The 21,937-nt window shown below is 35.3% G+C and carries 19 protein-coding genes; 10 read left to right on the forward strand and 9 right to left on the reverse strand.

Annotated elements, in window-relative coordinates; all coding sequences use genetic code 11:
• The first annotated feature begins 20 nt into the window (after positions 1-20).
• Complete coding sequence (locus AC4FQ5_RS14065; RefSeq protein ID WP_491144285.1) at positions 21-2,150, forward strand: S9 family peptidase; 2,130 nt, start codon at positions 21-23, stop codon at positions 2,148-2,150.
• A gap of 13 nt (positions 2,151-2,163) precedes the next feature.
• Positions 2,164-2,922, forward strand: a complete 759-nt coding sequence (tpiA, locus tag AC4FQ5_RS14070) for a triose-phosphate isomerase (RefSeq protein WP_491144286.1) — start codon at positions 2,164-2,166, stop codon at positions 2,920-2,922.
• A gap of 84 nt (positions 2,923-3,006) precedes the next feature.
• On the opposite strand, the gene clpP is transcribed toward tpiA, so the two are convergent.
• Positions 3,007-3,693 (reverse strand): ATP-dependent Clp endopeptidase proteolytic subunit ClpP, encoded by a 687-nt coding sequence (clpP, locus tag AC4FQ5_RS14075; RefSeq protein WP_491144288.1) that lies wholly within the window; start codon positions 3,691-3,693, stop codon positions 3,007-3,009.
• 340 nt (positions 3,694-4,033) lie between these two features.
• Positions 4,034-6,004 carry a DNA primase gene (dnaG, locus tag AC4FQ5_RS14080; RefSeq protein WP_491144289.1) on the reverse strand — a complete coding sequence of 657 codons (1,971 nt, stop codon included), beginning with the start codon at positions 6,002-6,004 and terminating at the stop codon, positions 4,034-4,036.
• Positions 6,005-6,105: 101 nt separating this feature from the next.
• Here dnaG and tsaE point away from each other — a divergent pair, with 101 nt between their 5' ends.
• The 7 genes from tsaE to AC4FQ5_RS14115 all read left to right on the forward strand — a co-directional run bounded on the left by tsaE (position 6,106) and on the right by AC4FQ5_RS14115 (position 13,118).
• The gene (gene tsaE, locus AC4FQ5_RS14085; RefSeq protein WP_491144291.1) at positions 6,106-6,513 is read left to right on the forward strand and encodes a tRNA (adenosine(37)-N6)-threonylcarbamoyltransferase complex ATPase subunit type 1 TsaE; all 408 of its coding nucleotides are present in this window, start codon (positions 6,106-6,108) and stop codon (positions 6,511-6,513) included.
• A 68-nt stretch (positions 6,514-6,581) separates the two neighbouring features.
• Entirely contained in the window at positions 6,582-7,775 is a 1,194-nt protein-coding gene (locus AC4FQ5_RS14090; RefSeq protein WP_491144293.1) for an alanine dehydrogenase, read from the forward strand.
• A complete protein-coding gene (locus AC4FQ5_RS14095) occupies positions 7,775-8,146 on the forward strand; it encodes a hypothetical protein (RefSeq protein WP_491144295.1) in 372 nt (123 codons plus the stop codon). Before AC4FQ5_RS14090 ends, AC4FQ5_RS14095 begins: the two co-directional genes overlap by 1 nt.
• A 9-nt stretch (positions 8,147-8,155) precedes the next feature.
• On the forward strand, positions 8,156-8,929 hold the full coding sequence (locus tag AC4FQ5_RS14100; protein WP_491144297.1) for a histidine kinase: 774 nt from the start codon (positions 8,156-8,158) through the stop codon (positions 8,927-8,929).
• Positions 8,895-9,617, forward strand: coding sequence for a LytR/AlgR family response regulator transcription factor (locus AC4FQ5_RS14105; RefSeq protein ID WP_491144298.1), 723 nt, complete (start codon positions 8,895-8,897; stop codon positions 9,615-9,617). The genes AC4FQ5_RS14100 and AC4FQ5_RS14105 overlap by 35 nt, the downstream gene beginning before the upstream one ends.
• A 108-nt stretch (positions 9,618-9,725) precedes the next feature.
• A complete protein-coding gene (locus AC4FQ5_RS14110) occupies positions 9,726-11,999 on the forward strand; it encodes a cation:proton antiporter (RefSeq protein ID WP_491144381.1) in 2,274 nt (757 codons plus the stop codon).
• 273 nt (positions 12,000-12,272) lie between these two features.
• Entirely contained in the window at positions 12,273-13,118 is an 846-nt protein-coding gene (locus AC4FQ5_RS14115) for a prephenate dehydrogenase (protein WP_491144299.1), read from the forward strand.
• Positions 13,119-13,250: 132 nt separating this feature from the next.
• Here AC4FQ5_RS14115 and AC4FQ5_RS14120 read toward each other — a convergent pair whose 3' ends face one another.
• The 7 genes from AC4FQ5_RS14120 to AC4FQ5_RS14150 all read right to left on the reverse strand — a co-directional run bounded on the left by AC4FQ5_RS14120 (position 13,251) and on the right by AC4FQ5_RS14150 (position 20,309).
• Entirely contained in the window at positions 13,251-14,669 is a 1,419-nt protein-coding gene (locus AC4FQ5_RS14120) for an L-serine ammonia-lyase (RefSeq protein WP_491144301.1), read from the reverse strand.
• Between the two features lie 206 nt (positions 14,670-14,875).
• Entirely contained in the window at positions 14,876-16,222 is a 1,347-nt protein-coding gene (locus AC4FQ5_RS14125) for an ammonium transporter (protein WP_491144303.1), read from the reverse strand.
• Between the two features lie 98 nt (positions 16,223-16,320).
• Entirely contained in the window at positions 16,321-16,962 is a 642-nt protein-coding gene (locus AC4FQ5_RS14130) for an alpha/beta hydrolase (RefSeq protein WP_491144304.1), read from the reverse strand.
• A 214-nt stretch (positions 16,963-17,176) separates the two neighbouring features.
• A complete protein-coding gene (locus AC4FQ5_RS14135) occupies positions 17,177-17,788 on the reverse strand; it encodes a YceI family protein (RefSeq protein ID WP_300347788.1) in 612 nt (203 codons plus the stop codon).
• Between the two features lie 78 nt (positions 17,789-17,866).
• Positions 17,867-18,433, reverse strand: coding sequence for a YceI family protein (locus AC4FQ5_RS14140; RefSeq protein WP_491144305.1), 567 nt, complete (start codon positions 18,431-18,433; stop codon positions 17,867-17,869).
• Between the two features lie 143 nt (positions 18,434-18,576).
• Positions 18,577-19,632 carry a glucokinase gene (locus AC4FQ5_RS14145; protein WP_491144307.1) on the reverse strand — a complete coding sequence of 352 codons (1,056 nt, stop codon included), beginning with the start codon at positions 19,630-19,632 and terminating at the stop codon, positions 18,577-18,579.
• Positions 19,633-19,745: 113 nt separating this feature from the next.
• Positions 19,746-20,309 (reverse strand): hypothetical protein, encoded by a 564-nt coding sequence (locus tag AC4FQ5_RS14150; protein WP_491144309.1) that lies wholly within the window; start codon positions 20,307-20,309, stop codon positions 19,746-19,748.
• Positions 20,310-20,548: 239 nt separating this feature from the next.
• Here AC4FQ5_RS14150 and AC4FQ5_RS14155 point away from each other — a divergent pair, with 239 nt between their 5' ends.
• Positions 20,549-21,922, forward strand: coding sequence for a DUF1800 domain-containing protein (locus AC4FQ5_RS14155; RefSeq protein ID WP_491144310.1), 1,374 nt, complete (start codon positions 20,549-20,551; stop codon positions 21,920-21,922).
• Positions 21,923-21,937 lie beyond the last annotated feature (15 nt).

The following is a 21,937-nucleotide window of genomic DNA, read 5'->3' on the forward strand; positions in this document are numbered from 1 at the left end:
TTTAAATACAAAATATACTGATGAAAAAAATTTATTTAGGATTAATAGCAATGAGTATTTCAACAACATTTCAGTCTCAAAAATTTCCTGATTTAAAAGCTCCTGTTGCAGAAAAACAGGAACATATAAGAGACATTCATTCAGATAAAGTGAATGATCCTTATTATTGGATGATCGATTATTTTAAAAAAGCAAAAGATTCTTCAAAAGTAGTTGATTATCTAAAAGCAGAAAATTCTTACTGGGAAGGCATGATGAAAGATACAGAACCTTTCAGAGATGAGCTTTTCAAGGAAATGAAAGCCCGAATCAAAGAAAAAGATGAAACCGTTCCTGTTTTTAAAAACGGATATTATTATTACAGTAGAACGGAAACCGGAAAACAATATTTTAAGTATTGCAGAAAGAAAGGAAACCTCAATGCTCCTGAAGAAATTCTACTCGATGTAGATAAAATGGCAGAAGGTCATGCTTATTATTCGGCATCCGGCTTCAGCATCAGTCCGGATAACACAAAAATGATTTATGGTGTAGATGACGTTTCCAGAAGACAGTACAAATTATTTTTAAAAGATTTTTCTACCGGAAAGACATTTGATCTAGGTATTAAAAACACCACAGGATCAGCAACTTGGGCGAATGACAACAAAACTATTTTCTACACTTCAAATAATCCTGAAACACTTCTGACAGAGAAAATTTTCAGACACTCTTTGGGAACTGATGTATCTAAAGACGTTTTGGTGTACGAAGAAAAAGATAAAACCAATTACATCGGTGTAGGAAAATCTAAGAACGAAAAGTTCATTATGATCTATTCCGGAGCGACTACATCTTCTGAAACAAGATATTTGAATGCCAATAAACCTAACGAAACATTTAAAGTCTTTCAGCCAAGAATGAAAGATGTTTTATATGATGTGACACCTCTGGAAGACAGATTCCTGATCACCACCAACAAAGATGCTCTCAACTTTAAGGTCGTAGAAACCCCTTTAGACAAAACAGGGGTTGAAAACTGGAAAGATTTTGTTCCGAACAGAAAAGATGTACTGATGGAAGGAATCAGCGAGTTTAAAAATTATCTTGTTTTCAGTGAAAGACAAAACGGGCTTTCTCAACTGGTAATCTACGACAGAAAAACAGGCAAAAAAGAATTCCTGAAATTTGACGAGCCTGCTTATACCGTTTATCCATCAGGAAATCCTGAATATGATACAGATAATTTCCGTTTCGGTTATACATCATTAGTCACTCCAGGTTCTCAGTTTGAGCAAAATTTAAAAACAGGAAAAAGAATTTTACTCAAACAACAGGAAGTTTTAGGCGGATACAATAAAGCTAATTATACTACAGAAAGACTTTTTGCAACTGCTAAAGACGGTACAAAAATTCCTATTTCTATAGTCTATAAAAAAGGATACAAAAAAGATGGAACCAATCCTCTTCTACTCTATGCTTACGGATCTTACGGAAATTCTATTGATGCAACATTCAGCAGTACAAGATTAAGCCTTTTAGACAGAGGTTTTGCGTATGCAATTGCTCACATCCGCGGTGGTCAGGAAATGGGAAGACAATGGTACGAAGACGGTAAAATGATGAAAAAGAAAAATACTTTTACAGATTTTATCGATGCCGGAGAATATTTGGTGAAAGAAAAATATACTTCCCCAAAACATTTGTATGCACAAGGTGGAAGCGCAGGAGGTTTATTGATGGGAGCTATTGTAAACATGAAACCAGAACTGTGGAACGGTGTAATTTCTCAGGTTCCGTTTGTAGATGTTGTGAATACAATGATGGATGAAACTATTCCATTAACGACTAACGAATATGATGAGTGGGGAAATCCCAGTAACAAGGAAGCTTATTTTTATATGAAATCTTACTCTCCGTATGAAAATATTGAGAAGAAAAACTACCCTAATATTTTGGTTACAACAGGTTTGCACGATTCTCAGGTACAATATTTTGAGCCTGCAAAATGGGTTGCAAAGCTAAGAGATTTGAAAACTGACAAAAACGTACTATTACTAAAAACAGATATGGCGTATGGTCACGGTGGTGCATCTGGAAGATTTGATTATCTGAAAGATACTGCTTTGGTGTATGCTTTTATGTTTAAATTAGAAGGAATTAATAAATAATTTTAGATAAACTATGAGAAGAAAAATAGTTGCAGGAAACTGGAAAATGAACAAAAACGTAATTGAAGCACAACAATTGATGATTCAGTTACTAGGCTATAAAAATGACAATACAACTAATTGTGAAGTTTGGATCGCTCCCCCATCTTTGTATTTGATGATGGCAAAAGACATTTTTGAAAAAGACGAAATCGGAGTTTTCTCACAGGATATGAGCGAATTCGAAAGCGGCGCTTACACAGGCGAACTTTCTGCAGATATGTTGGAATCTATCGACGTTACAGGTTCTTTGATCGGACATTCTGAAAGAAGACAATATCACGGTGAAAACGACGAAAGCTGCAACAAAAAAGTAAAATTGGCTTTAGATAAAGGCTTAATTCCTGTTTATTGTAATGGTGAAACGCTTGAACAAAGAAAAGCAGGACAACATTTAGACGTTGTGAAAACTCAGACTGAAACAGCTCTTTTCACGCTTTCTGCTGAAGAAATCAAGAAAGTAGTCATTGCTTACGAACCGGTTTGGGCAATCGGAACCGGTGAAACTGCAAGTCCGGAACAGGCACAGGAAATTCACGCTCACATCAGAGGAATTATCGCTGAAAAATACGGACAGGAAGTTGCTGACGAAGTGTCTATTCTTTACGGAGGCTCCGTAAAACCTGACAATGCTAAAGAAATTTTTTCTCAACCGGATATTGATGGTGGATTAATTGGCGGAGCAGCTTTGAAAATTGAAGATTTTTCTAAGATTATTGAAGGTTTTAATTAATAATAAGACGTGGCTAAAGCCATTCTATCAAAATAAAAAAACACGTCAATTGACGTGTTTTTCTTTGTAAATATTTAAGAAAAATTATTTCTTTTCTTTAGATCTCTGTAAAACCTCATCGACCATTCCGTATTCTTTTGCTTCGGTAGACGTCATCCAGTAATCTCTGTCAGATGCTTTTTCTACCCACTCGTAAGTCTGTCCGGAATGTTCAGAAATGATGTCATACAATTCTTTTTTCAATTTCAACATCTCTCTCAGATTGATTTCCATGTCAGAAGCAACACCTTGTGCACCACCAGAAGGTTGGTGAATCATCACTCTTGAATGTTTCAGCGCAGAACGCTTTCCTTTTTCACCTGCAACCAATAAAACAGCTCCCATCGAAGCGGCAATACCTGTACAAATTGTAGCAACATCCGGCTTAATAATCTGCATGGTGTCATAAATTCCCAAACCTGCATAAACACTTCCACCAGGAGAGTTAATGTAAATCTGAATATCTTTCGAAGGATCAGCACTTTCTAAGAATAAAAGCTGAGCTGTTACGATGTTTGCAACCTGATCGTCAATTCCTGTTCCCAGAAAAATGATTCTGTCCATCATTAGACGAGAGAAAACGTCCATTTGAGCAACGTTCATTCTTCTTTCTTCCATGATGTAAGGCGTAAGGTTTGTAGGACCATACATTCCCATATACTGATCGGTTACCAAACCGTTGTTTCCTAAATGTTTTACAGAGAAATCTCTGAATTCTTTTTTAATGTCCATATTTCTATTGGTATATTTTTAAATTTAACTAAGATGTAATTTACAACTTTTATTCCTAAAATTTTATAGGACTTTTTGGCAGAATTAAGAATTAAATTGCAGAATTTAACCAAATATTTTTTTATAATTTTTAGAAGCTGCTTAAAGATTTAATTCTTCTATATTCTAATGATTTCAGACTTATGTTTGTCATTCCGCAGGAATCTCAATAGTGATAGTATTAAAATTTAGATTTCTACGGAATGACAAAGACTCCGCTTACTTTGATAATTTATAAAACAATCTCCTAATTTAAAAACTAAAAAATGATTCTCACGACCTAAATCCTGCAACCTAATTCCTATCTTTTCACATAAATTCCTTTGATCGGAGAATATCCTAAAATCTCAGACAACTGCATAGAAGCCTGTTTCAGCAAAGTTATTTTTTTAATTGATTCAAAATATTTAGACTCGTTATCTTTATCTTTTTCAAGACTTTTAGTAGTTTCTTTAATTAAATAATCAATGTATCTGAATTTGTGAATTAAAATATCTCCTTCAACCTGACTGTTGATCTTGTCACCATAATTCGGCGGAAAAATATTTCTGGAAGCCCAGTTTTCAAGATCATTTAACGGCATAATGGCATCAACTACTTTTGAGGTAATATTTTCGTCCATAAAACTGACAAAAAAATCACCCTTTCTTAGCTCATCATTCTGAATACCTTCTTTGATGCTGTCGATTAAGATTTTATTTAGTTCAACCTGAAATTCATAGTTTTCCTCTTCAAAATGATGAAGAATTTCCTCAATGACGGTAATTTCGTATTTTTCGTTCTCTTCGTTTTCCCTGTGGAGAACAACGTCGCCGAAATTCAGCATTAAATTCACAAGATTGTTTTCCTGATTCAACAAATCAAATATAATGGGATCAACTTGTTGTACACTTTCAGGAACTATTTCCAGTTTGGGCTGAATATTTTCTTTTGGTTGACTTTTAGGTGCCTGATTTTGAGTGATCTGCTTTTGAATATCCAGTTCATTAAATAAACTCTGCTCAGAAAGTCCGAATTTATTAGAAACTTCTTTTAAATAAACCTCTCTTTTTAGCGCATTCTGCACAAAACCAACAGATTTCACGATATTTCGGATCGCTTCTGCCTTTTTTATCGGGTCATTTCCTGCTTCCTTTAAAAGAATTTCAGCTTTAAAATCAATAAAATCCATCGCTTCATTTTCGATGAATTTTTCCACATAGTCCTGCGGATGTTTTCTGGCAAAAGAATCGGGGTCGTCACCTTCCGGGAAAAGTAAAACCCGGATGTTCATCCCTTCCGTCAGCAACATATCGATGCTTCGGAAACTTGCTTTAATTCCGGCATTATCACCATCAAAAAGAATGGTTACATTTTCTGTCAGTCTTTTGATAAGCTTAATTTGCTCGGTCGTAAGAGAAGTTCCGGAACTCGCTACCACATTTTCAATTCCTGAAAGATGAAGCGAAATCACATCCATATAACCTTCCACCAGAAGACAAATGTTCTTTCTGGAAATCGCCTGTTTACTTTGGTTTAAACCATACAAAACATTTGATTTGTGATAGATTTCAGTTTCGGGTGAGTTGAGATATTTGGCAGTTTTGATATTATTTTTAAGAATTCTCGCTCCAAAACCCAAAACTCTTCCCGAAAAGCTGTGAATAGGAAACATCACCCTTTCACGAAAACGGTCAATTCCCGCCGGAGAATTTTCAGGAAAAATTGACAGTCCTGATTTTTCTAAAATTTCTTTTGAATATCCTTTATTTAAAGCAAATTCTGTAAACGCATTTTTTTTCTCAGGAGAATATCCCAGCTGGAACTTCTTGATGATATCATCCTTCAGTTCACGCTCTCTGAAATAGGATAATCCGATTGATCTGCCTTCTTCGTTTTCCCATAAAATATTCTGGAAATATTCATTGGCAATTTCATGAATTTTATAAAGAATATCCCTTTCAGACTGAGCATTTTTTGCTTCTTCAGAAAATTCACGCTGGTCTTCTTCGATCTCAATTCCGTATTTTTTGGCAGCATGACGAAGTGCTTCAGGATAGGTGAAATTCTCAATTTCCATCAAAAAAGAAATCGCGGTTCCTCCTTTTCCAGTCGAGAAATCTTTCCAGATCTGCTTACTTGGAGAAACCACAAAACTCGGCGATTTTTCATCATGAAACGGACTCAGACCTTTAAAGTTTGACCCCGCTCTCTTCAACTGCACATATTCTCCAACGATCTCTTCTACCCGGATCGTGGAAAATATCTTGTCTATCGTCTGCTTGGAAATCATCTTGCAAAAGTAATGAAATTTGAAGTTTCAGAATTTAATTAATTGGAGTTTATTGTTATATTTAAAATGTAATATTATTACTTTTGCATCAAATTACATTCATGCAATTTAATATAAAACAGATAGAAAACTGGCAAACCGTTGTAGAAGAAATCCTTCCGCAATTACAACATCCTATTTTATTATTAAAAGGAAATTTAGGTGCCGGAAAAACTACTTTCACTCAGTTTTTACTTAAAAATTTAGAGAGTACGGATGAAGTCAATTCTCCAACTTATTCAATTGTAAATGAATACAATACACCGAAAGGAAAAGTCTACCATTTTGATCTTTATCGATTAAAAAACATTGAAGAAGTCTTTGATATTGGGATCGAAGAATATCTTGACAATGCCTATTTGTGCATCATTGAATGGCCTGAAGTCTATGAAGAAGAATTGTACGGATTAAAGTACCACACGATGAGCATTCACAATAACGGCGAAAGCAGAGAAATCAGTTTCGACTAAATATTATGTATCTTTGTTCTACGAAATCGATTGTATTTAATTTTCTGTAAGTCATAATTGTATTTAAGATGAGTACCACAAATATTTTTACTCCTTTTTCCGAGGAAGAATTAATGCCAAAGGAGGAAAAGTTGGAAGTTATTAAAAAAGGCAAACAATTCAGCATTGGAATTCCCAAAGAAACGTGTCTCAACGAAAGACGTACTTGTATAACGCCTGATGCAGTACAGGTTTTGGTACAGCACGGTCATGAGATTATTGTAGAATCGGGTGCCGGACAAGGTTCTTTTTTCACCGATCTTCAGTACTCAGAATCGGGGGCGATCATCACAAAGGATGCTAAAGAAGCATTCAGCCAGGATTTGATTTTAAAGGTCAATCCGCCTACAGAAGAAGAGATCGACTATCTCAAGCCCAACACCTATCTTGTTTCAGCATTGCAGATTAATTTAAGAGATAAAGATTATTTTTTAAAATTAGCCGAGAAAAAAATCAATGCCATCGCCTTTGAATTTATCGTTGACGAATACAAACAATTGGCTTTAGTAAGATTAATCGGGGAAATCGCAGGAACTGTTTCTATTTTATATGCCTCAGAATTATTAGCCCTGTCAAATGGTTTAATGCTTGGAGGAATCACAGGAGTAAGACCTGCCGAGGTTGTCATTTTGGGTGCCGGAATCGTTGGCGAATTTGCCACAAAAGCCGCAATCGGTTTAGGAGCAAGTGTAAAAGTTTTTGACAATTCGCTTTCAAAGCTGAGAAGGCTTCATACTTTGGTCGACAGCAGAGTTCCGACCTCAATTATTGATCCTAAAGAGCTTAGCAAAAGCCTGAGACGTGCAGATGTGGTCATCGGAGCACTCCCAAGGTTAAATATGCAGCCCATTGTGACCGAAGAAATGGTAGCTAAAATGAAAAAAGGCAGCGTCATCATTGATATTGCCATTGATAACGGTAAAGTAATCGAAACTTCAGAGCTGACAACGATGGATGATCCTTATATCATCAAACATGGTGTTATTCATTGCGGGCTTCCCAATCTGACCTCAAAAATGCCCAGAACAACTACCAAAGCAATATCAAATTTTTTCCTTTCTTATATTTTAAATTACGACATAGAAGGAGGTTTTGAAAATATGCTTCTCCGCAAAAATGAAATGAAGCAGAGCCTGTATATGTACAAGGGAAGACATACCAAAAAGGTAATCTGCGACCGTTTCGGACTTACCTACCACGATATCAATCTTTTAATTTTCTAATGAAAAAAATCAAATTCTTTTTAATTGGTCTTGTTCCGGGGCTTATTATTGTTTTTTTTGTCCTTAATAAAAAAGGTGTAAGCTGCAGCGGGTATTTGCCAAACAGCCGTGTAATTGCAGAAACTCTTTCTAAAGATTTTAAATATTCTGAAAATTTCAAAGCTGAAATGGCTGCTTTACAAATCAGTGAAAAATTTTTAAAAGACAGCATCATTACTGAGGGAAAAGTAGATTTCGGCAGAAGCCACGCTCAGAAAAAACCTTGCCCAGACTACTTGATTTCTTATCCAAAAGATAATCCAAGATATGAAATTACATATGAAAAATGTGAAGAAGAAGCAAAATTGCTAAGCTTAAAAAGAATAAAATAATCTACTGCAATGGACGGCAATTACTACATGATTCACGATTATCTGATTTTCGTCGGAGTTTTTGCTATCTTCTTTTTACTTACAGTCAGCATTTATTTATTCAGTCAGAATCAAATTTTCAGAAAGAAAAACACTAAACTTTCAGAAACCAATAAACTGATTGAGCAACGTTTGAACGAAGTGCAATTAGAACACATCGGTACCAAACTGAATCCTCATCTTTTCAAAAATATTCTGAATTCTGTGCAATCTCACGCTTATCAGACATATATGTCGCTTGATAAACTGGCGAATGTTCTTGACTATATTCTATACGAAAGCAACAATAAATTTGTAAGCCCGAAAGAGGAATTCAGCTTTGCACTGAGCCTGATTGAAATTAATAAAATTAAAATCAACCCGCTTTTTGATTTCAGGATCAAATCTAAAATTGACAAATCAGATCCTATCTATGAAGAAAAAGTTTTTGCCCCGTTGATCTCTGTTGATTTGATTGAAAACGCATTTAAACACACAGATTTTCTTGCTCAGGATTCTTTTATTTCTATTCAGCTTGAACTGGAAAACGGAGTTTTCACAATGAAAGTCAGCAACAAAGCGTCTCTGAAAAATGTTTTGGAAAAAGAAAAAAGCGGGTTCGGAAGTCAGTCTCTTGATCAGCGTTTAAAAATGATCTATAATAACTTCTACGATCTCAACAGAAGTTCAAAAAATGGTATCTTCACAGCAGAATTAAAAATAAATTTAGGTGAGTTCTACGATAAAATGCGTTATATTAGATGATGAAATTCTGGCAATCAGTTATCTCAAACTTCTGTGTGAGCAAATAGAAAACGTAGAAGTGATAAAAGCTTTTAATGATCCCAAAATTTTCCTGAACGAAATCAATCATCTCGACTGCAATGTCTGTATTCTGGACATCGAAATGCCCGGAATGACAGGTCTTCAGGTGGCAGAATTGATTTCTGATTCAAAAAAAATCATCTTTACAACAGCTTACAAAGAATATGCTGCCGAAGCTTTTGACCTGAACGTTGTCGATTATGTGCGTAAACCTATCAAAAAAGAAAGACTGATTCAGGCGTTTGAAAAAGTAAAAGAAATCAACGCCAATTCTCAGAAAAAAGATTTCATCGAATGGAATACCAATATTGGTAAAACCATTATTTTTACAGATCAAATCGCCTATATTAAAACTTCTGAAATCGATAGCCGAGACAAAGAAATCACCCTTAAAGACAATTCAACAATTGTTTTAAAGAATCTCAACTTCAGATCGCTTTTAGAAATGCTGCCTTCGAAAGATTTTGCTCAGGTCAACAAAAAAGAGATTATTTCAATCTCGGCAATCAAAGCTTTTTCAGCCAGCGAAATTGTTACGAATATTAAAGTGAATCACGAAAATTTTCTTAAACTTCACATCGGTGAAACGTATAGAAGTATTTTATTAGAAGTATTTGGAAACAGATAATCTGTTTTTATTACATTTTTCAGAAGATTCATTACATTTAAGAAAAATCAGTACTGCAGATCGTTTTATTCTTTTCAAATTTGTAGACAAAATAAGGGGAATATGAATTTGTCTAAATATAGAAATATCATCTTTTACATCGTGACCATCGCGGTTTTTTCTTGTCTGATGTATTGGTTTATGATACAGGGACAAACGCTGGAAGTAGGAGAAAACATCATTGTCAAAGCACATAAAGGTTCTACATGGGACAATTTTGCAGAATCTTTTCAGACCAATCTTCATCATCCTTTGGCTCTTTTACTGTCACAGATTGTCACTATTATCATGGCAGCAAGATTTTTGGGCTGGATCTGCATTAAAATTAAGCAACCAAGCGTAATCGGTGAAATGATTGCCGGGATTATTCTGGGCCCCTCCCTTTTAGGAATGTATTTTCCAGAATTTTCCGCATTTCTTTTTCCTAAAGAATCATTGGGAAATTTGCAGTTTTTAAGCCAAATCGGATTAATTCTTTTCATGTACATCGTCGGAATGGAACTTGATCTGAGTGTTTTAAGAAAAAAAGCACATGATGCAGTGGTGATCAGTCATGCGAGTATCATTATTCCTTTTGCTTTAGGTATTGGACTTTCTTATTTTATCTATCAGGAGTTTGCTCCTGATGGGGTTCAGTTTACGTCATTTGCTTTATTTATTGCCATTGCAATGAGTATCACAGCATTCCCTGTTTTAGCGAGAATTGTTCAGGAGAGGAATCTTCAGAAAACGAAATTGGGAACGATTGTTATAACCTGTGCAGCAGCAGACGACATTACGGCTTGGTGTATTTTAGCAGCCGTGATTGCGATTGTAAAAGCGGGTTCTTTTGCCAGCTCAATTTATGTGATTCTGATGGCGATCGGTTATGTATTTTTAATGATTAAAATTGTAAGACCTTTCCTGAAAAGAATCGGAGATTTACAAGCTGAGAAAAACACCATCAACAAACCGATGGTTGCCATATTTTTCCTGACATTGATTTTATCGGCATACGCAACAGAAGTGATCGGAATTCACGCCTTGTTCGGAGCTTTTATGGCAGGAGCAATCATGCCTGAAAACGCAAAATTCAGATCATTATTTATTGATAAAGTAGAAGACGTTGCGCTTGTACTTTTATTACCACTTTTCTTTGTATTTACCGGACTTCGTACACAAATTGGTTTATTAAACGAAGGTCATTTATGGGTGACTGCAGGAGCTATTATTTTGGTTGCTGTAGTCGGAAAATTTGCAGGAAGCGCTTTAACTGCCAAATTTCTCGGCATCAACTGGAAAGAAAGTTTAACGATTGGTGCCTTGATGAACACAAGAGGTTTGATGGAACTGATTGTTTTAAACATCGGTTATGATCTTGGCGTTTTGAGTCCTGAAATCTTTGCGATGATGGTTATTATGGCGCTATTCACAACATTCATGACCGGGCCGGCTCTAGACCTGATCAATTATATTTTTAAATCTAAAAAAGAAGAAGATAGTACGAATGATGAAAATGATTCTAAATACCGTGTTTTACTTTCCTTTGACAATCCGGAAGCAGGAAGCACCCTCCTGAAACTCGCCAACGATTTTACACATAAAATGAATGGCAACAAAAGCATTACCGCAATGAATATCGCTCCCGTTGACGAAATGCACACTTATGAAATCAACGAATATGAAAATGATCAGTTTAAAAATGTCATAGAAACTTCTAATTATCTACAGATAGAAGTAACTACGCTTTTCAAAGCTTCGACAGACATTGAAAGCGATCTTACAAGCATTTCAAACAAAGGAAATTATGATCTGCTTTTGATCATGCTCGGAAAATCAATGTATGAAGGCAGTTTATTGGGAAGGCTTTTAGGTTTCACAACGAAAATTATCAATCCGGAAAAATTACTGAATACTGTAAAAGGAAAAAGCTACATTTTCAACAATTCTCCGTTTGACGATTTTACGCTTCAGATTCTAGACAAAACCAATATTCCGGTGGGCGTTTTGGTTGAAAAAGGATTTACTTCAGCCGAAAAAGTATTTGTTCCGATCTTTAATTTAAGTGATTTTTATTTGCTTGAATATGCGAAAAGACTGATCAACAATAACAATTCTCAAATTATTATTCTCGATGTTGCAGGACAGATCAGAAGTAATATTGAAGTGAAAGAACTCATCAGAAGTATCGAACAGGTTGCACCCAATCACATTACATTATACAATGAAAAGAAAATCGAAAAAGAATTTCTGAATGGTCAGGATCTTATGCTGATCAGCAAAAAAAGCTGGCGGGGTCTTATAGATTCTAAAAGTCTTTGGCTGTCAGATATTCCTTCAACATTGATTATCTCAAATCCCTGATTGAGTCAATTATGAATTTTGTTTTACAAGTCAATTTTCTCCAATAGTAAATTTCATGATTGTTATCTTAAATTAACTATTCACTTGCGAAGCAAAATTCACCATCAACTTTTTAATTTCAAATTAAAAAAAATTGCTATCTTCGCTTTGTGATTGACAAAAACAGAACATATTATTATAGAATTTCCAGCTCAGATTTGGGATAGAGATTCTTGTTATATAACTTAAAACCTCGTCCTCGGACGGGGTTTTTTATTTTTAAATTTAAAGAAAATGAAAATTAGCATTATCGGTGTAGGATTGATCGGAGGTTCAATCGCATTAAAACTGAAAGAAAAAAAACTAGTCGATTTCATTTACGGAATCGATAACAATAAAGAAAATTTAAGAGAAGCTCTAGCTTTAAATATTATTGATGAACAAGCAGATTTAGAAAGCGGAATTAAAGACTCTGATTTAATCATGATTGCTATTCCCGTTGATGCGACCAGAAAGATTTTGCCTCATGTTTTAGATTTAATTTCTGATTCGCAAACCGTAATGGATGTAGGGTCTACCAAAGGAGGAATTGTAAATTCAGTCAAAAATCATCCGAAAAGATCAAGATTTGTTGCCTTTCACCCGATGTGGGGAACAGAAAATCATGGTCCGAAATCTGCTGTTGCAGAGAGTTTTTCAGGAAAAGCAGGAGTGATTTGCAATCAGGAAGATTCTGCAAAAGATGCTTTAGAACTGGTTCAAAAAGTCATAGAAAGTTTAGATATGCATTTGATTTATATGAATGCAGAAGCACACGATGTTCACACGGCTTACATTTCACATATTTCTCACATTACTTCTTATGCACTTGCCAATACGGTTTTAGAAAAAGAAAAAGAAGAAGAAACTATTTTCCAATTGGCGAGTTCGGGTTTTTCGAGCACGGTTCGTCTGGCAAAATCTCATCCTGAAATGTGGGTTCCGATTTTCAAGCAGAACAAAGAAAATGTATTGGATGTTTTGAACGAACATATTTCTCAACTCAGAAAATTCAAATCTGCTTTGGAAAAAGAAAACTTTGAATATTTGGGAGAATTGATTGAAAATGCGAATAAAATCAGAGGGATTTTAGATAAATAAAAAAGGAATTTTATCCCTCAAAAAAAAGATACTGCCGTTTTGCATGAAACGGCAGTATCTTTTAAAAAAAACGTCCTGAAGTTTTAAGTAAAACGTCAGGACGTTTTTATAGTAAGGTATTTTTCTTTTATTTTAGCACTCCGGAACATTAACAGCAATCGCCAAACCACCTTCAGAAGTTTCCTTGAAACGGTCATTCATCGACAAAGCAGTTTCCCACATTGTTTGTATTACCTGATCAAGACTTACTTTTGCCTTCGCTGGATCACTTTCAAGCGCAATGTTCGCTGCCGTGATCGCTTTCATGGCTCCCATTGTATTTCTTTCAATACACGGAATTTGTACCAAACCTCTGATCGGATCACATGTTAATCCTAAATGGTGCTCCATGGCAATCTCTGCTGCCATCAATACCTGACCAACACTTCCGCCTAAGATTTCGGTTAAACCTGCCGCAGCCATCGCCGATGAAACTCCGACTTCTGCCTGACAACCGCCCATCGCAGCAGAAATAGTTGCATTTTTCTTAAATAAAGTTCCGATTTCTCCGGCAACCAATAAAAATCTCGCAATATCGTCGTCACTTGTATAGGGTGTAAAAGCCTGTGCATACATTAAAACCGCCGGTATCACTCCACTTGCTCCATTCGTTGGTGCAGTAATAATTCTGCCAAAACTTGCGTTCTCTTCATTTACAGCAAGCGCAAAACAGGCAATCCATTTATTGATGTTGGTAAAGTTTTCTTCGGCATCTACAACCTGCTGAAACCACTGATCTTTATTTTTATAAATCTCATTACCAAGAAGTTTTCTGTTGATTCCGGCAGCTCTTCTGGTAACATTGAGTCCGCCCGGTAAAACACCCTCTTTGTTAACACCTTTGTAAATACATTCTTTGATGTTTTCCCAAATGTTTAGTGCTTCTTTTCTCGTTTCTTCCTGTGTTCTCCAGCTTTCTTCATTGATTAAAACTAGATCTGACATTTTATCTAAACCTAATTTCTCACAGTATTTTACGATATCTGAACCGTGATGACAAGGGTACAAAGTACGAACGCAATGTTTTTCGATAGAGTTTTTTTCCTGACTTGCAATGAAACCGCCGCCAACAGAATAAAAATCCTGTACGAGCTCTGTTCCATCTTCAAAAATTGCCTTGAAAATCATTCCGTTGGGATGAAAGTCTAAAGATCTGGACATATTCAGAACCAAATGATGCCCATAAATAAAAGGAATTTCTTTTTCTCCGCCTAAATTAAGAATCTCAGACGTTTTAATATGATCAACGATTTCGTCGATCTTTGAAGTGTTAATGGTTTTAAAATCTTCTCCATTTAAACCCAACATTCCGGCGATATCCGTTCCATGACCAATTCCTGTTTTTGCCAATGAACCGAAGAATTCAAGGAAAACTTCTTTCACCTCAGCAATTGACCGTTCTCTTTTTATAATTCTGATGAATGCCGATGCAGCATTCCAAGGTCCCATTGTGTGCGAACTGGAAGGCCCAATTCCTACTTTTATAATCTCAAAAACCGATATAGATTCCATACGTGATTTTCATTTTCATGAAAAGCAAATATACACGATAAATTCTAAAGAAATGAAACGTAGGAAAGTCTTTAATTTTAATTAATACATTGAGTTTCTTCTCTCACAGATTTAGCAAATTAAGCAGATTTTTTAATCTGCCAGATCCGTCAAATCAGCGAGAGCGAAATAAATAAGCGAAATATCTTGTGAGCTTATAAAAGCATTTACCATTTCAGACTTTCCTCATGCTGAGACATATCCAAACCAATATTCTCTGATTCTTCAGAAACTCTTAACGTAATAATTCGGTTGGTAATTTTATATAAAAGTAAAGACCCGAAAAATGTAAATAATGAAACCAAAACCAACGCCGTCATATGATGTGCAAAAACGCCAATTCCACCATGCAGAAGACTCGCATTTTCGCCGTGTGCAAAAATCGCGGTCAAGATCATTCCCATGATTCCTCCTACTCCATGACAGGCAAAAACGTCTAGAGTATCGTCGATTTTCTTTAAAGCATTCCAGTTGAGCATGATATTAGAAACAATCGCAGAAATAAACCCGATAAACAAGCTCTCCTGAATCGTTACAAAACCACATCCGGGAGTAATTGCGACCAAACCGACAACCGCTCCGATACAAGCTCCCAACGCAGAAACTTTTCTTCCGTTGATCCTGTCAAAGAAAATCCATGTCATCATCGCAGAAGCCGAAGCGATCGTTGTAGTTCCGAAAGCGATTGCAGCTGTTGCGTTCGCACTTAAAGCTGAACCTGCGTTGAAACCGAACCAACCAAACCAAAGCATTCCTGTTCCTAAAATTACATAGGGAATATTCGAAGGTTCGTGATGCGGATTTTTTCTGTTTCCTAAAACAATAGCACCTGCCAAAGCTGCAAAACCTGCACTCATATGAACAACAGTACCACCTGCAAAATCTTTAACCCCGAAAAATTTATTTAAAAGACCTTCAGGATGCCAAACCATGTGGCACAAAGGCGTATAAATGAACAGACTGAAAAGTACCATGAATAAGAGATAAGAAATGAATCTAACTCTTTCAGCAAATGAACCCGTGATCAAAGCCGGTGTGATCACTGCAAATTTCATCTGAAACAATGCAAATAAAATAAAAGGAATCGTGGAAGCCATCGTTTTATGTGGATAAATACTCACATGATTAAAAAATGGATAGGTAAACGGATTCCCGATGATTCCGTAATGTTTGCCATTGATCTCAAAACCAAGAGAATCTCCGAAAGACAGAGAAAAACCGACAACAATCCACAAAATAGAAATAACTCCCAAAGCAATAAAACTTTGAAGCATGGTAGAAATCATATTCTTTTTTCCGACCATTCCGCCGTAGAAAAACGAAAGTCCGGGAGTCATTAGGAGAACGAGTCCGGCAGCGGCCAGAATCCACGCTACATCAGAGCCTACAATACTTTCCTGACCTAAAAAATCTCCAGTATTTGGAAAATCAACGCTTGGCTTCCAGAAAAGTCCGCCAATTGCTACTAAAGAAATTATAATAAATGAAACTTTCCATTTTAAGCCAACTTTCATAATTTTTTATTTTTAACCCCTGCAAAATTAAATATAAATTTCAACAAATCAGCATTAAAAACAATCAACCCCAATAAAATTTAGGGCTAATTTAAAATTTAAATAAAAATTTCATTGAGCAAATTTGAAACTTCTTTATACTTCGTTGCAGGAAAAAGATGAGTTCCGCCTTTGATGACATAATTGGGTTTTGAATTTTTTATGGGGAAAACAATATCACGGTCGCCTAAAATCTGAATAACATTCGGGGTTTCTTCAAATTTCCATTCTGAGATTCTTTCGACAGACCATTTTAAATAATATGGATCACGAACTCTGAAATATTGGGTAATTCTTGGGTTTTTCGGATCAAACATTTTTCTTACCACAGAATAAAATGTAGTGGTTTTATCACTAAAAAAACTTACGGGCATGATCTTTGGAATTTTTGTGATCTCACCTGCTTTTATTAATCTTGATTTCTCTTTATCAGATTTAATGCTTCCTAAAATCACCACTTTTTCTGCAGGCTTCAGCAGATTGAGCTCCTGTACTATAATTCCGCCAAAAGAATATCCCAAAAGATAAAACGGCTCAGAACCATCGATCTTTTCTGCCATCCTTTTTACATATTCTACAAAACTCTCATCTTTTTGAGGAATCATCCAGTCGATAAAGACAATTTCATGATGCTCAGGAAATTTTAGCTTTTCTAAAACTTTAAAATCTGCACCCAAACCGCTTATTACATATATTTTCATCTTTGTATTTTATCTGTTTTTATTTTAAACGCAAAGTTCGCTGAGATTTTTTTTAATTTTCCTGTATATTTTTCGTTCGAAAAGGCGTTCCACTCAGCAAAGTTCTTAAGGAATTTTTGACTAATTGGTAACGCTGATTCTTTTCGTATTACTAAAATAAAAAAATGCACAACTTAAAAAAAGCTGTGCATGATGATTTATGAAAATTTTAACCTTACAAAGGTCTTTCGTTGTCAACTTTCTGAGTAGAAACTTTAAACTGAATATCCATCTCGTCTTTGATGAAATAATCTTTCAAAGAATTCTGATAGAAAATCCTGAAGTCTTTTCTGTTTAATGAGAATACGGAAGATTCGATTTCTACCGTAAACTGTGTAATATGAGCGTTTGCAGGGAAGGAAATTGTTTTTCTGATTCCTTTGATGGTAATGTCTCCAACGATCGTAGAATTATACTCGCTGTTCGCCAACGGAATAATCTTTTTCAAATGGAATTTTGCAGTCGGGAATTTTTTTACTTCGAAGAAATTGGTTCCTTTCAATTCATTCGTCAATTTTACCTGATCGTCACCCGAAAGATCAGCTACCACCAAACTTCTCATATCAATCACGAACTCACCATCTACAAAAACAGTTTTATCAAAATTAAACTTTCCGCTTTTCAGTTTCAAGCTACCGTAATGAGAGGAAGCTTTGGTTTTTACGACTTTGTGTCCCCACCATTTGATCTCAGAAGTGATCACTTTTGAAATTTTATCTCCCTTTTTTTGAGCAAATACAAATGATATGCTCGCACACATCATCACAAACAATAATAATCTTTTCATTCTTTTTTATTTACAATTCAACAAAAATAAAAAAAAGTGTAGAACTTCTACACTTTTAATAATATTTTTTTGATTAAATTATTTTGCAGTCACTTTTACAAGCATATCGATATCATCTTTCACAAAAACATCTTTCATTGAAGATTTGTAAGCGACATCAAATTTTTGTCTGTCGAAAGAGAATTTATTTGACTCTAAACTCACCACTCCGTTTGCATAATTAACTTTTGCCGGGAACGAAACAGGACTTGTTTTTCCTTTAACGGTAAGATTTCCTGTAATCAATTTATTGTAAACCTTATCATTGTTTTTCTTTACAGAAGTGATTTTGAAACTTGCTGTCGGGAATTTTTCAACTTCAAAGAAATCTCCGTTTTTAAGGTGACCATTAAGCTTTCCCTGGTATTCTCCTGAAAGATCTGTAGCGTTGATAGAATTCATATCTAAAACAAAATCACCTCCTACAAGCTCATTACCTTTCATAATCATATTCCCTGATTTTACTTTTACAGTACCGTCGTGAGAACTAGATTCAGTTTTAGCAACCTTGTAACCCCACCAGTGAACATCAGATGATACTACTTTTTTTGACTGTCCGAAAGCCAAACCGCTGGCTAAAACCGCTAACAAGAATATTTTTTTCATGAATAAAATTATTTAATTATTTTTCTCTGCAAATGTAATTATCTTAATCGGTAGTTGACGTTGATGTAGATCAATTTTCATAATATTTTTTTATGACTGAAATCATTCATAAAAAAACTCCGAATTTCTTCGGAGTCGTATTTTTAATCTTTATAATAAGCGGTGTAAAGAGCAGCACCATTAATACTCGTACTGTCTGTATTGATGAGATAAATCGGAATATTCTTTAGCATATCTTCCATCTTATCACTGATTTTAAATTTCTCGTAGAATTTGTCTTTATCAATATATTGTCTGATAACCTGTGGAATATCACCGGCAATCAGCAAACCACCGGTTGCTTTTAATTTCAGCGTAAGGTTGTTGGCTTCTCTTGCTAAAAATTCCAGGAACGTATCCAAAGCAATCTTGCAGATCATGACATCATCTTCAACTGCCGCTTTGAAAATTTCTTCCGTGAAATTACCATCTCCGTTGTTAAGTTTGTCTGAAAGCCATTCCGGTTCCGGATGTCTTTTAACATCTCTCAGGAATCTGTAAATATTAAATAATCCTGTTTTAGAAAGTACATTTTCCCAACTTACAATTCCGTAGATGTTATTTAAAAACTGGTAAAACTCTACTTCAACATTGGTTCTGGGAGAAAATTCTGAGTGACCTCCTTCTGTAGCAAAAGGTCTCAGATATTTTCCGTCGAAGAAATATCCCGCTTCACCTAGTCCATTTCCCGGAGCCAAGATCGCAACATTTCCTTTCTCTAAATGACCGCTGCTGTAAATTGCATCAAGATCACTGTCTTCAAGAAGAGCAATCCCATATGCAGAAGCTTCCTGATCATTCAGCATGCATACATCTTCAAAACCGAATGCACTTTTATACTCTTCGACATCAAAGCTCCAACCTAATCTTGCAGGGTTACTTTTCCCGTTCAAAACCGGTCCGGGAACAGAAATACCAAGACGTTTAACATTTTCTAACTGCTCTTCCTGTACAAACTGTTTGAGAATGTCAGTAAAAGAAGTATATTCTTTCGTAGGATAGTTTTTTTGAATTTTAGTTTCAATTCCACCATTCCCAGAGATATAATAAGCGACCGTGGTAATATCTTCACGAAGGTTTGCACCGATGATTGAAACATTATCGTTATTGCTGTTTTTTACTCCCGGTAAAAAAAGTGGAAATTTTGGATTTAAGTTCATAATCACAAATTTTATCAAATATAATAATTGTTTTGGTAATTCTCGTCAGGTAAAAGAAAACCTTTTCAAAAACTCGAAAAGGTTTGGTTAATAACTAATTATAATAGTCTAAATTATTTTCCTAATGGAATATTGTAAGAAAATCCTGCGCCGATGCTTCCCACATTATAGTCCTGATTTACCATATCACCATTGCTTCCGGAAAATACTTTCTGATATTGTAGAAAGAAATTCCAGTCTCGGTTGTGATATCCGATCTCAGGCTTCAGATAAAAACCTCCGTCTGGTCTGTTTCCTGATGCATTTGCAGCAACCTGATCATCCCCTACCAAAAATCCGTAACCTAGGTCGGCTCCGAAGTAGAAACCGGTCTGTTTGGGGTAAATTCTGAATAACGCCGCTACAGGAACTACCCCAACGTCATTATTGTCATACCCATTGTTATCTTTTCCAAAATAATGGGTATACCCCGTCGCAATACCTAAACCAAAACCAGGAGTTACCAAATTCTGATATGCCACATCTACGCCCACTGCCGCAGAAAGATTGTCCGAAGGAACAGCAATACCTGCAGTAGCACCTACCTTGATCATATTATTCATCTGTGCGCTTTGGGCACTAAGTAAACCTGCTGTTAAAATTCCTGCTCCTAATATTGTTTTCTTAATCATTTTCATAACATTGATTTTTAAATTTTACTAAAGTGGGACAAGGAAAAATCATGCCAAAATAATTCACACATCTTAACATTAAACCTTAAATATTTTACAAAATAATGAAAATCAACAGATTAAATTTTCAAATATTTAAATAGTTGTTTAACTTTACATGGAGGCAAACAATAAATAATTATTAATAATTGTTCATATACTTTAACCTCTTCTTCATTTAATCATCAAAAAATAAAATCAGGACTATGGTTGCTTCATTTATCAATAACAAACATCTTCTATGGCGTGCCGGTTTCGGACCGGGAATTGAGCATGTAGATGATCTGAAAAATAAAAACATCAAGACAATCTTGAAGGAAGTTTTCAATGAAGAAAACTTCTCTCCTATTGCCTATGAAACTCCCGACATTGAACCCATTGAATATAATGATCCCAAAGCTACTGCTGAACAGAAAAGAGAAATCCAGAAGGTAAATCAAAAGCAGAACAATGAGCTCAATCTCAATTTTCTCAAAAAGTTCACTACCAGTAATGAACAGTTAAGAGAAAAAATGGCTTTTTTCTGGCACGGACATTTTGCGACAAGAATCAACAATCCGAAATTCAATCAACAGCTTTTGAATGTTATCAGGGAGAAATCTTTGGGTAATTTTAAAGATTTGCTTTTTGAAGTCAGCCGTTCTCCGTCAATGCTGAATTTTCTTAATAATCAGCAGAATAAAAAAGGTCATCCCAACGAAAATTTCGCAAGAGAAGTCATGGAACTTTTTACGATGGGAAGAGGAAACTACACAGAAAAAGACATCCGTGAAGCGGCAAGAGCTTTTACAGGATGGGGTTACGATAAAGAAGGCAATTTTCTTGAACGGAAAAAGCAGCATGACGAAGGCACAAAAACTTTTCTGGGAAAAACCGGAAACTTCACAGGTGATGATGTTTTAAATATCATTTTAGAACAAAAAGCTACAGCAGAATTCATTACAACAAAGATTTACACTTTCTTCGTCAATGAAAAACCTGATTTAAAAATCATTAAAAATCTCAGCGAAAATTTTTATCAGTCAGGTTACGATATTAAAAAACTAATGAATGAGATCTTTTCAAGTTCATGGTTTTATGACAAAAAAAATATCGGAAACAGAATAAAATCTCCTACAGAACTTTTTGCCGGAATGATGAGAATGTTACCGATGCAAATTCAAAATCCTGAAAACATTTCAGTTTACCAGAAGCTTTTAGGACAAATGTTGCTGTATCCTCCAAACGTTGCAGGCTGGCCAAACGGAAAATCATGGATTGACAGCTCAACTTTGATGTTGAGACTTCAGATCCCACAAATTTGGTCAGGTTTAAGACCTATGGAATATTCTGCAAAAGAAGACGATGATATGGATATGGGTATGAAATCCCGGGAAGCTTTAAATAAGAGTTTTAAAAATCCCAACATCATCATAGACTGGAACAAAGTAGACAAAGCTTTAACCAATAAAAAAGCTGAAGATTATCTGATCGTAAACCCAGACTCTTTAGATATGAATACCGTGAATCAGTTTTCTGATCAAAGCGTGAAAATGAATATCATCAATCTGATGTCAACACCGGAATATCAGTTAATGTAATTATCAGGTAGAAGG

Source organism: Chryseobacterium sp. DT-167 (genome assembly GCF_058310155.1).